We start from the raw sequence: 14,782 nt of genomic DNA on the forward strand, positions 1-14,782 counted from the left end.
GCGCGTACACGGCCGTGGACAGGGCCGAGACCCCCGAGGGCCGCGTGACCGCCTGGAAGGCGAACGCCACCGGCCCGGCCCTTCTCGCCCGCGCCTGCGTCGAGCACGGCATCACCCTGGTCCACGTGTCCTCCGACTACGTCTTCGATGGCACCGCGGAGGTGCACACCGAGGAGGAGCCCTTCTCCCCGCTGTCTGTCTACGGCCAGACCAAGGCCGCCGGCGACATCGCCGTGGCAGGGTGCCCGCGCCACTACATCATGCGCTCCAGCTGGGTCATCGGCGAGGGCCACAACTTCGTGAAGACCATGAAGGGGCTGTCCGACCGCGTCGCCGATCCGGAGGATAAGCTCACGCAGGTCACGGTCGTGGACGACCAGCTGGGCCGCCTGACCTTCACGCGCGACATGGCCGAGGCCATCTTCCACGTGCTGGGGACGCACGCCCCCTACGGCACCTACGACTGCACGGGCTCCGGCGCCGTCAGATCCTGGGCGGGCATCGCCCGCGCCGTCTTCGAGGCCGCCAACGGCAACGGCGACAAAGTGGTCCCCGTCAGCACCGCCGACTACTACGCTGGCACCGAGGGACCCATCGCCCCGCGCCCGGTCCACTCCGCGCTCGACCTGTCCAGGCTCGAGTCCGTCGGCTTCCACATGCCCGACTGGGAGGAAGAGCTGAAGCTATACCTGGATAATTATTTTGATTAACGAAAGAGAAATTATGACTAATCGAAAAGTACTCGTGACGGGAGCCGCCGGCTTTATCGGCGCGTTCCTCGTCAAGAAGCTGCTCGAGGAGTCCGATGATGCCATCGTCGGACTCGACAACCTCAACAGCTACTACGACCCTGGCATCAAGGACGCGCGCCTCCGCATGCTGGCCGAGGTCGACACGGACGGCCGCTTCACCTTCGTGCGCGGCGACCTGTGCGACGCCGCCCTCATCGAGCGCCTGTTCGCCCAGAACGGCTTCGACGTCGTGGTGAACCTCGCCGCCCAGGCGGGCGTCCGCTACTCCATCGAGAACCCGCGCGCCTACCTCGAGAGCAACCTCGTCGGCTTCTTCAACGTGCTCGAGGCCTGCCGCCACCACCCGGTCAAGCACTTGGTCTACGCCAGCTCCAGTTCGGTCTACGGCGGCAACAAGAAGGTTCCTTTCTCCGAGGAGGACCGCGTCGACTCGCCTGTCTCGTTCTACGCCGCCACCAAGAAGTCCAACGAGCTCATGGCGGCCGCCTACTCAAAGCTCTACTCCATCCCGGCGACCGGGCTGCGCTTCTTCACGGTGTACGGCCCCATGGGCAGGCCCGACATGGCTTACTTCGGCTTCACCGAGAAGCTGCGCCGCGGCGACACCATCAAGATTTTCAACATGGGCGACTGCCGCCGCGACTTCACCTACGTCGACGACATTGTCGAGGGCGTCAGGCGTGTCATGGACGCCGCCCCCGAAGTTCAGATGGGCGAGGACGGGCTGCCCCTCGCCGCGCACCGCGTCTACAACATCGGCAACTCGCACCCCGAGAGCCTGCTCGACTTTGTCGACACGCTGCAGCGCGTGCTGGTGGAGGAAGGCGTGCTGCCCGCTGACTATGACTTCGAGGCTCACAAGCAGCTCGTTCCCATGCAGCCCGGCGACGTTCCCGTCACCTACGCCGACACCACGGCGCTCCAGCGCGATCTCGGCTACAAGCCCGCGACGCCGCTCGAGGACGGCCTGAGGGCCTTTGCCAAGTGGTACAAGCGCTACTACAACATTTAGCAAATCATGGCCCTGTAGCAGGGGCCATTTTTCATGCTGATTACTGTTCTTTGACAATTGGAGAATGACATGAAGATCGCTGTTGCCGGTACCGGCTACGTCGGCCTGTCCCTCGCCGTCCTGCTCTCGCAGCACAACGAGGTCCACGCGCTGGACATCGTGCCCGAGAAAGTCGAGAAGATCAACGACTACCTGTCGCCCATCCAGGACGACGAGATCGAGCGCTTCCTGGCGGAGGCCAAGGCGGGGGAGCGCGAGCTCGACCTGCACGCCACCGTGGACGTGGCCGAGGCCTATACGGGTGCCGACTACGCCGTCATCGCCACGCCCACCAACTACGACAGCGATAGGAACTTCTTCGACACGAGCTCCGTCGAGGCCGCCATCGCCGCCGTGCGCTCGGTGAACCCGGACGCCTGGATTGTCATCAAGTCCACGATCCCCGTCGGCTACACCGCGGGCCTTCGCGAGAGGCTGGGCGATTCCAAGATCTTCTTCAGCCCGGAGTTCCTGCGCGAGAGCAAGGCTCTATACGACAACCTGCACCCCAGCCGCATCGTGGTGGGCGCGCCGAAGAACGATGCCAACGCCGTCGCGGCTGCCGAGCGCTTCGCCGGCCTGCTTGCCCAGGGGGCGGACCCCGCCGAGCTGGAGCGCATGAACGCCGACGGCACCAGGGGCATCCCGGAGCTCGTGCTGGGCACCACCGAGGCCGAGGCCGTGAAGCTCTTCGCCAACACCTATCTGGCGCTGCGCGTGGCCTACTTCAACGAGCTCGACACCTACTGCGAGGTCCGCGGCCTCAACACCCGTGATGTCATCGACGGCGTCTGCCTGGAGCCGCGCATCGGCAGCCACTACAACAACCCCAGCTTCGGCTACGGCGGCTACTGCCTGCCCAAGGATACCAAGCAGCTGCTGGCCAATTACAGAGACGTGCCGCAGAACCTGATCGAGGCCATCGTGGACGCCAACCGCACCCGTAAGGACTTCGTCGCCGACGAGGTGCTGCAGATGGTGTGGGATCGCGTGTACGAGGGCAAGGAGAGGCCGGTCGTGGGCGTCTACCGCCTGACGATGAAGTCGAACTCCGACAACTTCCGCGCGAGCTCCATCCAGGGCGTCATGAAGCGCGTGAAGGCCAAAGGCGTGCCCGTGGTGGTCTACGAGCCCACGCTGGACGCGCCGGAGTTCTTCGGGTCCGAGGTCACGCACGACCTGGAGGCCTTCAAGGCCGGCTGCGACGTGATCGTCGCCAACCGCTGGAGCGACGAGCTCGCAGACGTGGCGGACAAGGTGTACACGAGGGATCTGTTTAAGCGGGACTAGGAGAGAGCTGACGGCTGCGGCGACTCTGTCCTTGTGCATAAATCCAATTGTTGAAAAGAGGGTGTATCGGCGCAAACCGATACACCCTCTTTTGGTTAAACAAGTCCCATTAGCCTTTGATTACGCTTTTATTGATATACGTACGTTCTCCGGTCCTACTCTTCAATTACCACCTCAGGGAGCGGAATCTGGATTAGGTGTTAAAGCAAATATATATTGGAAGGTAAGACCGATATATTCTCGTCAACGTCTTTAATGAGCAACCTTTGCTCTAGAAGAAGTTTATGCATGAGATTCTTTCCATGGTCTTTATTGTCGAGTGTGCTTCCATACTCATACAGAAGATGCGATATGCGTGAGTACAGATCTTCGCGAATTGCCTTCTCATCAACTGTTTTATCTGACTTGTTTGGATATTTTTTGTATAGAAATACAAGCTTAGTAACTCCACCGTATAGATTGACGGTGTCAAAAATCGATTGGAAGTAGGAATAGTCAGCCCGAGAAAGCGAGTGTCCGAATATCTTGATGAAACCGGTATCGCTGTCGCAGAGTTTTGCAGTTTCGCTTTCGTATGGCACTAATGACATAAGCCTATATGTTTTTGTAAACGGCAGCGCCGGATGGTCCTCAGCGACATCTTTTCCGTCAATGCCAAATATAGTGTCCGTTCTGTCCAGTGAGCCATGAATATTCCGGGCAGCAACAATTCCCAGCTGCTGATCTTCCGATTTTAATGGGGTTGTATAGTTAAAGTTTAAGATAGATGTTTCATAGTTCTTTTGCTGGGCCTTATCAATGCAGGCATTGCGAATGGCTGCATAATACTCCACAGCCTTTTCCCTGTAAATTTTATTATTATCGACTTGTTCTTCGAGATAGCGCGCAAAGATGTGCTCGAAATTTTTTAGCGAGGTTAGAAGGAAGTTAGTTAATTCCTTTTGGGAAACATATTCTTTTCCAAGCCGAGTCGACACAAATTCGTATAGTACATCTTTTGGCCGCAGGGGCGGATTTGGTCCTGAAATGTTAATGGCCAATCCTGTAAGGCCGTACATGCTGTCTAGTATTGAACCAGACCCGCCTTCCTGGAAAACGTATGCAGAAATAAGACTCTCGATATTGCACCACAATGGGTCGTTTTCTCTTATTTCAGAAAGAACGACATCCCAGGCGTTTCTTTTGTCCTCGGGAATCGATTCAATTGAGTTTGTTCCGTTGGTCCTGTTGCTGTAAAAATCTGAGAATTTGGACTTTAGTCCGCAGGCTAAGTCGAATCCATTTCCAAGAATTATTAGTTGGTGCATTAAATAACCTCCTAATTGGCCGTTTAGGCCATCCAAGTTCTTTCAGTTTTACCCAATACAAAACCTCATCAGGCCATTATTTGAAATGCAGTAGCGTACTGCCAAACCCGCGAAGTCATCGACGGCGTGTGCCTTGAGCTGCGCATCGGCAGCCACTACAACAGTCCCAGCTTCGGCTACGGCGGCTGCTGCCTGCCCAAGGACACCAAGCAGCTGCTGGCCAACTACAAGGACGTGCCCCAGAACCTGATCGAGGCCATCGTGGAGGCAAACCGCACCCGCAAGGACTTCGTGGCCGACAAGGTGCTGCAGGTGTTGTGGGACCGCGCCTACGAGGGCAAGCCGAATCCGGTCGTGGGCGTGTGCCGCCTGACCATGAAGTCCAACTCCGACAACTTCCGCGCGAGCTCCATACAGGGCATCATGGAGCTCGTGAAGGCCAAGCGTAAAGTTGTACGGGCAAATACGATGGCCTCATCATCCGAGAACGACAGATATTAGTTTGGCATAAATGATCTAACCCTCACGCTTTTCCTGAAGCTGAACGATAAGTTTTACTTAGCATATAGAGCTAGCTAAAACATGGATATTAAGGAGCGCTTTCATGAACCATTCGAGTGACATAATTACAAACCCAGTGTACGTTGCTCCTTTCTGGCGTTGGAATGAAGTCCCTAAGTTTTCATTTTCGAACTGCAGCCTAGTTTCTTATATGCCGAATATCGGCTGCAGATTTCCCGTCACCAAAATCAGAGATTCTCTTGACTCGTCAACAATTGAATGTCTTATTTCATTGGGACGTATGCAGGGGTCCTTTGAACGCATTGCTGCATGCTGGTCAGATTATGCGACCGCATGCACGGATCTCTTAATGAGATGCGATTTATCACGCGATGAGGCCATTAAAGTGCAATATAGCGCCAATTGCACTGATTATATGCGCGACTGTGTTTACTACGCTCATGGATATATATCCAAAGCCCTTCGTTTTTCGGCGGTGGTAAAAGAATGTACCACCAGTATTAGCAGACTGAGCAGCACTTTGGCTTATGAGGTCCATTCATCTGATTGGGTTAAGCTAAAAGAGATTCTCGAAGCTGAGCCATTTGTAGTTCTTCTTTCGGCAATACGCAATGCAAGCGAACATAACGACGGCTACATTAGCCCCGTTAACTATTCCCCAAAAGAACAAACATTTGGACTTGCGATTAATCTTGAATCTGGAATTGTTAGTGATAGGAACAACATATCGATGTTTCGTCGCACTTCAATTAATCAAGACGGGAGAACCATGCTCGACTGGTTAGATTCATTCTGCCAAGAGCGATATCAACAAGGTGATACGCCTCTCCTGTCTTTTGCGTCCTTCTATCAGACCGTTTCTGACTATATAGCCGTTGAGGGTCTAGCATTTCTAGATACCTTTTGCGCTCTGTGCCGAGCACGGACAACCGACACGTTTGATTTATTGGAATTAGTAGCAGATAACCATTCAATTGGGTTATTAGTTGATATCGCAAGAGGCGCGAATCCCAATGAAAGACCATTCAATTGGTATATGTCTGATAGATTGTATCCATTAATGAACGCCGCACAGTTTGATGAACTATGTGACTCACTTGCTGATTTATTTTGTGACAGCATAGGCGCTCAGACTAAGTCAGTTAAACCGCAATGAATTAGTCAATGAAGAACACGGAAACGCAGAGTATATTAAACTAGATAAGGTTTGAGCTCATGAGGACAGCCAGGTGAGGTTTTGCGATTATTCTTTTGGAATTTAGCTCGCAAGAGTCTTGCGGATCTTGTTCAAATTGCCGTTCAACTGTATGACGTTGATGTAGCGGCTTTTGCGGAGGCTGATCAAACTGACTTTCAGCGATTGACCGAACTGCTTGGCGGCCGATATCGAACAGTGGAAACAATTGATGGCAGGACGAAAACGAAGTTGCTCGTCAAGTCTTCAATTTGCTCTCTGCATGCCTTTGAGGTAGTAAAAAACCTGACGTGTACATTAATTCTTGACGGCGTTCCCGTGAACACCTCAGTTGTTCATCTACCAGACAAGCGCAATGATCCTCAAGGTGATCATCGCGAAAGGAAAATCAGAAAACTCGTTAGCGAGCTAAATACTACAAAGAGGTCGTGCCCTGGCAGCTTCAATATGCTGATAGGCGATTTCAATTGCAATCCATTTGACCCTGAAATGGTAAAACTCGATTCCTTAAATTCGACCTTTTTTAAAGAGGTTGCAAAGAGACTGAAAGAAAGAGAGAGCGATGGGTCGTCGTATCCAGTAATGTATAACCCCGCTCTTGAATTTCTATCAGAGTCCAATTCTAATCTGGGATCATTTTATTTGGGTTCCGGCGACCGCACCTATTATTGGCATTCGCTCGATCAAATCGTTGTAGATTGGCAGTTGACAGACTGCATTACAGACTGCAGCTATCTTCGCCAAATTGGTGATACTAAACTTGTTGTTAATTCAAGGCCGTGCTCAAAGTACAGTGACCACTTACCACTATTGGTAACTATGGAAATGGGGAAGTGTCATGGTGTGTAACAAAAATTTCTGGACGGACATTATTGATCAGCCCTTGGAAAAATCCGCCGAGAACGTTGAATCGATCATGCAGGGGCAGTGTGAAGATGTGAGGTCTGCATCTCGTGATTTGATTGATGCTCGCTTTGTCAAACTTGCCTTTACCACCAAAAAAACCACCAACATGTGGACGTCTCAAGAAATAAAGCAGCAGTTTACAGGTCCAAAACTAGTAAAAGTTGAGGAAACTGCCTTGGACCGTACGGATGCAAACGACTCCTATTCGCCATCTGATTATGCTTTTGATCTTTTTACGAGCGAGTATAAATTTAGAGTGTTGACAATGAGATTAGGTGCCGTCTATCCAATTGATTTAATCTTAGACGGCGATATTTTCTGCCAAACCTGGGATTTATACGCCAAGGAAGTTCAAGTTTCGAAGAAAAATAATCTCATCGTTGTTCAAAATGACGATCAACTCAAAGACTGCCTGGAAATAATTATTTCTAGGAATGAGAAGATGAAATTTGTCGTCCGCAAAATGATTGAATCCGAAAGGGCAATGCGTGTGAATGCGGGTGACGAATAGCCTTAACTCGTCTCTGCCTAGAGGCTCGTTGACCTCTTCGATATGGGCTTGGGTTTTACGGACGACCAATTAGCTTATGGAGGCACCTCCTTTCACCGACTGGCAAAACGATTTACACCTAATTATGGGGTTCGTTTACAGGCAATTCGTTCGCTACTCGCCCGATCCCGCTACACTAATTACTGCTGCTGCCAGGTAGTTTTCTGGCGCAGCTTCCATTGGCTCTTGCGAAGATCGGAGCGGTTATGTTTGCCACCGCGTTCCACACTAGCCGTCACTACATTCTGCTTACCGTCATGGCCTGCCTATGCGTTTTGCTGGGCGGGCCTTCTTGTGCCGCGGGCGCGGACAGCCTGTTCATTGCGGGCGCCACGTACTACGAGCCAGGTGTTTCGGGTCCCGGTTGGGCTTGGACCGAAGTCGACCATCTGGAGCTTACCGGCTATGCGGGCGAGGCCATCGGCGCCGACGGCGACCTGGTGGTGACGCTTGTGGGGCAAAACTCCGTGATCGAGACGCATGCGCCCGATGCGGACATTTCCATGAGCGGCATGGAGGTGTGGGGAAACCTTACGCTTCGCGGCTCGGGTTCGCTCACGGCGACGGGTTCGCAATGCGGGATCCATGTGGCCCAGGCGCTGGTGGTGGACGACTGCACGGTCGATGCCAGGGCCGACGGGGCAGGCGTTGTTAGCCAGACTGTGGCTGGCATCGCCGCAGGTAGCTTGACAGTACGTGGCGGCGGGCGCGTTGCTGCTTCGGGCGCGGGTTCCGATACTGGCTTGCGCTTTTATGGCGTACGCTTGCTCGACGAGGGGTTTGGTGCTGAGGCTGCGAGCGAGACACTCGTCGTGGATGCGTCCTGGCTGGATGCAACCGGTACGGATGCCGGCGTTGCCTGCAATCGCGGGTCGCTCGTGGCCGCGCACTTTGTGACGCCTGCAGGCGGAGCCTTTGGTGTTGCCAGCGTGGTGGATGTTAGCGGGGCCGTGGCGCCGCACGTGGAGATTGAGCCCGATGGCGCCACCGGCCCGGCGGGGGAGACTGAGTCGCCCGTCGGCGAGGTGCCGGGGGATGGCGTGGCGGGCGCCGATGTTGACCCTGCTAATAGAGGGGCCGCTGCGGAGCAGACGACGCATCCCACGGTGAAACCCGTGGCTGCGTCGCCCAAGACAACGGTCACCAAGACCACCGTCACCAAGACGACCAGGCCCAAATCCACTATGGCAACATCACCGACACTTCCCAAGACCGGCGACAGCTACTGGATAGCAGCCTCCTTAACGCTATTCCTGCTGGGGACAGTGCTTCTAAACGCCGCATATCGCTGCTGATGCGGCGCGACGCACTTGGCTGCGATACAAGAGCTCTGTAGGAGCTTTAAGGGCAACGCTTTCTTATTACTTCTCTGTACCACCTTTGGGGGTAACCACCGTGCCATACCTTGGTGCTATACTCGGAGCCCTAAGGAAGTGGTTCATATGTACTTGAGCGATACTAAGATTCAGGAGCTAATCGACAGCGAGGTTCTGCTCCATGCCGATGCTTCGAACATCGGACAGGTTACGTATGACTTGCGCACCGACGGCTTCTACATTAACGAGAACAAGCAGTCCGAGGTCGAACTCGGTCCTGGGGATTCGACATTCGTCTCTTGCGTTGAATGTGTAGCGTTGCCAAACAATTTGACCGCTAGCGTACTTCTGCGCAATTCGCGCATTCGCCAGGGGCTTTCTTTGGACGCGCCGCTATATTTCCCCGGACATGGAACACGGCTGTTTTACCGTGTTACAAACGTAAGCGGCAACACTATTACGCTCGATACGTCTAAGGGTATAGCGCAGGTTGCATTCCAGCGCGTTGATGGCATGGTAGCCCATCCTTACCACGGCGCTTTCTCTGATGAGCTCAACTTTAACGGACTTGCAGATTATTCCGACGTATATGCCGGGGAACTTAAAAAGGTCGAGAACAAGAAGGAAGAAATCGTCAATATCGAGTCCCGTATCTATGGCAACGTCCTGGCCCTCTTCGCCATTTTCGCTGCGATCTTTACGCTCGTAAACGTCAACGCCGGAGGTCTGTCCTCCAATATAACAACCGTCAACTTTGTTGCACTCGACCTGCTGATTATTGGCGGTTTTCTGGTCCTAGCGTCCGCAATCGAAGCCTTCCTTGTTAAGGACAAAGACAAGAAGGCGTACTTGCCTCTTGCATTAGGTATCGTTTGTATTGGTGTAGCGGTGTACTTGGCATTGCATCAAGCGGCCTGTGCTTAAGACTAGAAAAACATATCTTCTGATGTGGGGCGTATCGACTGATGTTGGTATGCCCTCGTCTATTTGCTGGCCATCCTATGCTAGAGCCTTTGTGAACAATACGATCACCGTCGATCAGCTTGGACGATCTATGAGGCTCGGTAACCTGGGGGAGCAGATTGTGCTCAAAAGCGAGCGTGCGTTTAAGAGCATTCGTTTTGCGGGATTTGAACGTGCGCAGCAAGCTCTGTATGGTCCATTGGCCAAGGAACGAGATGAAGCGGCAAGGGCGCAGTATCGGGAGCTACTTGCCGAAAATCCATTTGAGGGAATCCGTATCGTCGATATCATTCGAGAGGGGATGACGGACGATGATCCACGCCTACAGTGAGATGTATCTCGAGGATGCCATGAGTACGCTGGGCGAGGCGGTCGATTTTGCCCTCTGTGACCAAGGGCTGACTTCGGCCGAGTTGACGGCGATCCTGTCGAACGCTTTTGAGATGAAACAGTTTGAGCGTGGTACGACTCGCGTCGTCTGCGGCATGGCGGACGACGAGCTCGCGCGCGATATTATCGCCCATGCGGGACTGACCCCCGTCGAATGCAGGGAGACCTATCCGTTCGACCGTTCGCCTCAGTATTGAGTACGACTCCTAATGCCACTGTGTTGTGCTCCCCGGAATTGCATCGCACGTATAGAATCAAAGCATCTGCACGCCGGTTATTGAATTGATTGGACGCCACATGGAAATCCCCAGCACCCTGTGCAGCAATGTGTACGAGTTCGCGTTTTGCCCCGAGCCCTGTTACGACCGCCTGGTCGATCTCGCCGATCCCGAGGACTGGGGTCCTAGCAACCGTATCCTCAAAAACTACCTGTCGTTTTCGTTTAGCCGCGCGGTGTTCCTGACCGAGCGCGACGTGGACCAGACCGCCCCGTCCAACTTGCCGCTGGTGTTCGACGACGACCGCTGCCTATTCAACACCGGCCTGTACACGCGCCGCTACGAGACCATCTACGGTCTGTTTGAGCCCAACACCAAGCCCGATGCGCGCCAGCGCTGGTTTTTGAAGGGTTTCTTTAAGGAAAGCGATCCCATGCTGGTCTCGTTTGAATACCTGCCGTGCCGCGTGCGCTTTGCCGAGGACCCCTCCGAGCTGGTCTTTGACTACCGCCTGCCCATCCGTTCCAACATCGACCACATTCTGGGCGACGAGGAGAACCTCACGCGTATTCCCGCCAGCCTGATGGGGGAGGGCAACTCGCTGCTGCTGCGCCGCGCCTTTGAGGGAGCCGTCGTCGAGGCCGCCCGCCGCGCCGCCGCCAATTACACGCTCGCCGTGCCGCAGTTCTACGGCGGTCGGATCCAACTGCTGCTGCCGCTGTGCCTAACCGGCGACAAGCCCGAACTGGCGCTGACCATCCAGCGCGAGGACGGCTTCTACGCCGCGCGCACCTGCCTTACGCTCGACATGGCCTACAACACCGCGCGACTTATTTGCTGGCCCGAGACCTCGTGGATAAAGCGATAAAGGGCTTTTTACCTGCTGGTTTGTTGGGTGACTTGGCTGCTTTGGCTTGACTTACGCGCACGAATTTATAATCGAGGGCAAAAAGTTCTTGGTAAACCGCGCACGGCTATGTTAGTATCTCTTTTGCCGAAAGGCGACGGGCGATTGGCTCAGGGGTAGAGCATATCCTTCACACGGATGGGGTCACAAGTTCGAATCTTGTATCGCCCACCATCTAAAGCTCAGGTCAGAGGTGTTAAGCCTCTGGCCTTTTTCTTTTTGACACTAAAATCGAAGCGAAGTTACCTAAGGCGTTATATGTTACGCAGTTCACCTTAGGTGTCGTCATTGCGCGTTTTGAAAAATTCGTCTGCGTTCATTCATTGAATTCCCTGCGTAATCTATGTGCAATTGTGGAGACAGAGACCGCTGGCTCACAGCTTGTACCAGCTCGTTCATGCCTATGGCGGCTTTTCAACGAATTGCGTCAAGCTTTTGGTCAGTGTTTGGTCAGCTTCCCGTACTTACCCGCATGATGCCCCAGTAGATAATCGGCCATGCCCGCAATCCGCACGGCCCGCGGCCGAAACCAGGGGAGGCGCAAATGGACGAAATCGTCTGCGCAAACACTGCATTCCACTATTGGCGCTGCCCACCGCAGGTGCGCGACCTCTACCCGCGCTTACCTAGCTCCGAAGATGGCTGGCGAGCTCTATCCCAAGCCCCTTTTGTAACCGAAGTTCTCAAGACGCCAGTCATCACAGCAGCATCAACACGAAGCAACCTGCATTCCAAGACAAGACGGACCATCCGATGGAACATCGCCTATACAGAGAAGGTCTCGATCGACACGGGCATGGGCTTTAGCGTCACAGACCCTCTTCATACGCTATTCACCATGACTCGAAGCGTTTCTTCATGCGACCTGGTTCTGGCCATGTACGAGCTCTGCGGATGGTTTTCGGTTTTTAAACCATCGCCCGCGGTCGACATGGCACTTGAGCAAGCAAAATCAGAAGAAGAGCAGTACACCACAGAAAGTCTTTTTGAACTAGATGAAACCCAAGACGAGGCCCCATGGAAGCGAGTCTATGCTCGGGCGAGCCAGAAGGACAGCGAGAATGATCAAAGTGGGCAGCAGAATGACGGATCCGGAAATAAAGCAAACGGAAAAGGCACATCGCTCTGGATGAGAAAGCCTCTTATTGAAATAGAAGAACTGCACAAATTTGCAGCGAAGGTTAAGGGCGAGATGTGGGGAAAACAATTCTACGAAGCCGCACGGCAGGTAATGGGTATTGCGGCATCCCCGCTAGAAGTTGCTGGAATCATGTTGCTAAGTCTTCCGAGGCGTACTGGCGGAGCGGAGTTTAAAAACATATACGTCAACGACTTAACACCGCTGTCGAATTCAGCTCGAAAAATCGCAGGTCAGAAAATCTGTTACGGCGATATCGTCATCGTAAACCCAATAATAATGAAAGCTGTGATTATCGAACTTCAGGGAGAGGTTATCCATGGTTCAGGCGCCGTGCTGGACCACGATGCCGCACGAATGACAGCATTACAAAGCATGGGATACGACGTATTTCTTGTAACCCATGACATGCTCAATGATCACGATCAGCTTGATGCCATCATTCACAGTGTGTGTGAGCGATTGGAGTTGCACTACAAACCAAAAACCGAGGCGATGAGATGCGCTGAGACCAGATTGCGAGCCAACGTTCTGTGCAATTGGCTTGGTATTGGTAAGTAATAATGTTCAAGTGAGCATTATTACTACTTTATATGCTGCAGTAATTAAGTGCCATTTTAAAACCACGCCGGTTTACTACGTTGGATTGGGGGTAGCTGAGCACACCGAATTCGTCGCTCGTAAAACCGCAGGTAGAATGCCTGCCCGTTTTGCGAATGTAGGCGTGTGGTCGGAAATCCGGGAATCGTCGTAGTAAACCGGTCCGTTTATGAAGCGACCAGCTGGCGCGAGCTGCGCACGGTTCAGTAAATTGACCCGAAGGCGCGGAGAGGGGCTCAGACGAAACCCTCCCGCGGAAGCACCGCGGATTGCTTTGTTCTGGCCGGCGGCACCTGGGGCGCGCCCCGCGGGCTATTTCGGGCATCGTGTGTCCCTTCGGCCCCGCGCCGTTCCACGCACCGTAAAATCTTTTCCAAAATTGTCCTTGCATCGGCGGGGGAGTTCCCGTATAGTACATTCTCGCACGGGGGCGTAGCTCAGCTGGGAGAGCGCTTGACTGGCAGTCAAGAGGTCAGGGGTTCGATCCCCCTCGTCTCCACCCGAGCATTGAATGAGGCTTCAACGCAAGTTGGGGCCTTTTTTCATATCTATCGATTTACACATCTTTTGGCTGGGCAGCATCTTGGCTACATATCCATTGTTAATCATAAATATGAATGTTAATAACTTTACGTCTGTGGATGGCAAAGCTAGTCCGCAGCGCCAATAACAAAGAGGCCAGGCGTAATGCCCGGCCTTAAAAATCTCTGGTGGGCCCTCCGGGATTCGAACCCAGAACCCAGGGATTATGAGTCCCCTGCGCTAACCGTTGCGCCAAGAGCCCTTATGAACGGTGAATGCAATTCTAACAAAGGCAACTCAGACCTAATTTCTTCGCTTCACGACGTGAAATACTACCATGCACGAGCAAGTCGCACAACGCAAGATCAAGTCCGATGCTAAACAACAGCTAAAAGAGTGGTGATGATATTTGGCGGGTGTAATAACGGAAATTGCAATAGAATGTGGCGTGTCGGAACAGGCAGTTCGTGCATGGTGTAGGCGAAACCATGTTGCGAAAGATGCGAAAGGAAGTTTCGCAATCAGCGAAAGTCAAAAAACCGCCATATATCAGCATTATTTAGGTGTTGAACGAAAGCAAGTTTCGCAACAGGCGAAAGCAAGTTGCGAAACTTGCGAAACCACTTTGATCGCTATGCTGCAGGGAGAATTAGACCGGAAAAGCGAGCAACTTGCTGTAAAGGACAAGCAGATCGAGGAACTGAACGCAAGGTTGGCGGAGGTCAGCTCGGCGTTGGTGACGGCACAGCAGACTGCGGCAGCGGCCCAGGCTCTCCATGCTGGGACAATGCATCAGCAGCTTCTTTCCGGCAAGTCCGGAGCCGATCAGCCGGAGCGTGAGACAGAACCGGTTCAAAAGCGTAGCTGGTTTAGTAGGTTCTTTGGGGACTAAACAGAACGACAAATCGGGAATTTGTGGAGGTAAAATATAGATGAATCAAGGTAGAATTATTGTAATCACAGGTGCGCCGGGGACAGGAAAAACTACAACGGCATCTGTTGTTGCAAAAGAATCAGATTTGGAAAAGGGTTGATTTTCAATCTCAACGCAACAGCCTGAACGGGCCCCGCGTTTCCGCAGCTAGCGCAACGCGGGAATAGCTCCCGGCACCTGGCCGTCGCATCGTTTCCGCAGGTGGAGAGGCTATGAAGGCC

The 14,782-nt window shown here is 53.5% G+C and carries 15 protein-coding genes, 3 tRNA genes and 1 pseudogene; 17 read left to right on the plus strand and 2 right to left on the minus strand.

Translation table 11 applies throughout. The features are described from left to right. From AAAX73_RS09420 to AAAX73_RS09430, 3 genes are all read left to right on the plus strand, one after another. Positions 1 to 710: sugar nucleotide-binding protein (locus tag AAAX73_RS09420; RefSeq protein ID WP_349125744.1), on the plus strand; the 710-nt coding region annotated here is incomplete at its 5' end. A gap of 13 nt (positions 711 to 723) precedes the next feature. Further along, positions 724 to 1,764: an NAD-dependent epimerase/dehydratase family protein gene (locus AAAX73_RS09425; RefSeq protein WP_349125745.1), complete on the plus strand. Its 1,041-nt coding sequence runs from the start codon at positions 724 to 726 to the stop codon at positions 1,762 to 1,764. A gap of 69 nt (positions 1,765 to 1,833) precedes the next feature. Next, positions 1,834 to 3,093: a nucleotide sugar dehydrogenase gene (locus AAAX73_RS09430; RefSeq protein WP_349125746.1), complete on the plus strand. Its 1,260-nt coding sequence runs from the start codon at positions 1,834 to 1,836 to the stop codon at positions 3,091 to 3,093. Between the two features lie 200 nt (positions 3,094 to 3,293). On the opposite strand, the gene AAAX73_RS09435 is transcribed toward AAAX73_RS09430, so the two are convergent. Beyond that, a complete protein-coding gene (locus AAAX73_RS09435) occupies positions 3,294 to 4,400 on the minus strand; it encodes an AbiH family protein (RefSeq protein ID WP_349125747.1) in 1,107 nt (368 codons plus the stop codon). A gap of 117 nt (positions 4,401 to 4,517) precedes the next feature. Between AAAX73_RS09435 and AAAX73_RS09440 the strand changes: the two genes are divergently transcribed. The 12 genes from AAAX73_RS09440 (at position 4,518) to AAAX73_RS09495 (ending at position 13,604) form a co-directional block, all read left to right on the plus strand. Beyond that, the gene (locus AAAX73_RS09440; RefSeq protein WP_349125755.1) at positions 4,518 to 4,901 is read left to right on the plus strand and encodes a hypothetical protein; all 384 of its coding nucleotides are present in this window, start codon (positions 4,518 to 4,520) and stop codon (positions 4,899 to 4,901) included. 103 nt (positions 4,902 to 5,004) lie between these two features. Further along, positions 5,005 to 6,078 carry a hypothetical protein gene (locus AAAX73_RS09445; RefSeq protein ID WP_349125748.1) on the plus strand — a complete coding sequence of 358 codons (1,074 nt, stop codon included), beginning with the start codon at positions 5,005 to 5,007 and terminating at the stop codon, positions 6,076 to 6,078. Between the two features lie 81 nt (positions 6,079 to 6,159). Further along, positions 6,160 to 6,966: an endonuclease/exonuclease/phosphatase family protein gene (locus AAAX73_RS09450; RefSeq protein WP_349125749.1), complete on the plus strand. Its 807-nt coding sequence runs from the start codon at positions 6,160 to 6,162 to the stop codon at positions 6,964 to 6,966. After that, entirely contained in the window at positions 6,956 to 7,534 is a 579-nt protein-coding gene (locus AAAX73_RS09455) for a hypothetical protein (protein WP_349125750.1), read from the plus strand. Before AAAX73_RS09450 ends, AAAX73_RS09455 begins: the two co-directional genes overlap by 11 nt. Before the next feature lie 245 nt (positions 7,535 to 7,779). Then, the gene (locus AAAX73_RS09460; protein ID WP_118256046.1) at positions 7,780 to 8,868 is read left to right on the plus strand and encodes a hypothetical protein; all 1,089 of its coding nucleotides are present in this window, start codon (positions 7,780 to 7,782) and stop codon (positions 8,866 to 8,868) included. 147 nt (positions 8,869 to 9,015) lie between these two features. Continuing rightward, entirely contained in the window at positions 9,016 to 9,813 is a 798-nt protein-coding gene (locus AAAX73_RS09465; RefSeq protein WP_118256045.1) for a hypothetical protein, read from the plus strand. A 130-nt stretch (positions 9,814 to 9,943) separates the two neighbouring features. Then, on the plus strand, positions 9,944 to 10,183 hold the full coding sequence (locus AAAX73_RS09470) for a hypothetical protein (protein WP_349125751.1): 240 nt from the start codon (positions 9,944 to 9,946) through the stop codon (positions 10,181 to 10,183). Continuing rightward, positions 10,164 to 10,439: a hypothetical protein gene (locus AAAX73_RS09475; RefSeq protein ID WP_349125752.1), complete on the plus strand. Its 276-nt coding sequence runs from the start codon at positions 10,164 to 10,166 to the stop codon at positions 10,437 to 10,439. The genes AAAX73_RS09470 and AAAX73_RS09475 overlap by 20 nt, the downstream gene beginning before the upstream one ends. A 100-nt stretch (positions 10,440 to 10,539) precedes the next feature. Next, a complete protein-coding gene (locus tag AAAX73_RS09480) occupies positions 10,540 to 11,328 on the plus strand; it encodes a DUF3825 domain-containing protein (RefSeq protein WP_349125753.1) in 789 nt (262 codons plus the stop codon). A 138-nt stretch (positions 11,329 to 11,466) separates the two neighbouring features. Next, positions 11,467 to 11,541 (plus strand) — tRNA-Val (locus AAAX73_RS09485). Positions 11,542 to 11,911: 370 nt separating this feature from the next. Beyond that, complete coding sequence (locus AAAX73_RS09490; protein WP_349125754.1) at positions 11,912 to 13,066, plus strand: hypothetical protein; 1,155 nt, start codon at positions 11,912 to 11,914, stop codon at positions 13,064 to 13,066. 465 nt (positions 13,067 to 13,531) lie between these two features. Further along, a tRNA-Ala gene (locus AAAX73_RS09495) sits at positions 13,532 to 13,604 on the plus strand. A gap of 209 nt (positions 13,605 to 13,813) precedes the next feature. Here AAAX73_RS09495 and AAAX73_RS09500 read toward each other — a convergent pair. After that, positions 13,814 to 13,889: transfer RNA gene (locus AAAX73_RS09500), tRNA-Ile, on the minus strand. A gap of 186 nt (positions 13,890 to 14,075) precedes the next feature. Between AAAX73_RS09500 and AAAX73_RS09505 the strand changes: the two genes are divergently transcribed. Next, positions 14,076 to 14,519 (plus strand): hypothetical protein, encoded by a 444-nt coding sequence (locus tag AAAX73_RS09505; protein WP_228117300.1) that lies wholly within the window; start codon positions 14,076 to 14,078, stop codon positions 14,517 to 14,519. Between the two features lie 40 nt (positions 14,520 to 14,559). Then, positions 14,560 to 14,655: pseudogene (locus AAAX73_RS09510) on the plus strand (AAA family ATPase); the annotation flags it as partial. Between the last annotated feature and the right edge of the window lie 127 nt (positions 14,656 to 14,782).

This window comes from Collinsella sp. CLA-ER-H9 (genome assembly GCF_040092295.1).
Taxonomy (GTDB): domain Bacteria; phylum Actinomycetota; class Coriobacteriia; order Coriobacteriales; family Coriobacteriaceae; genus Collinsella.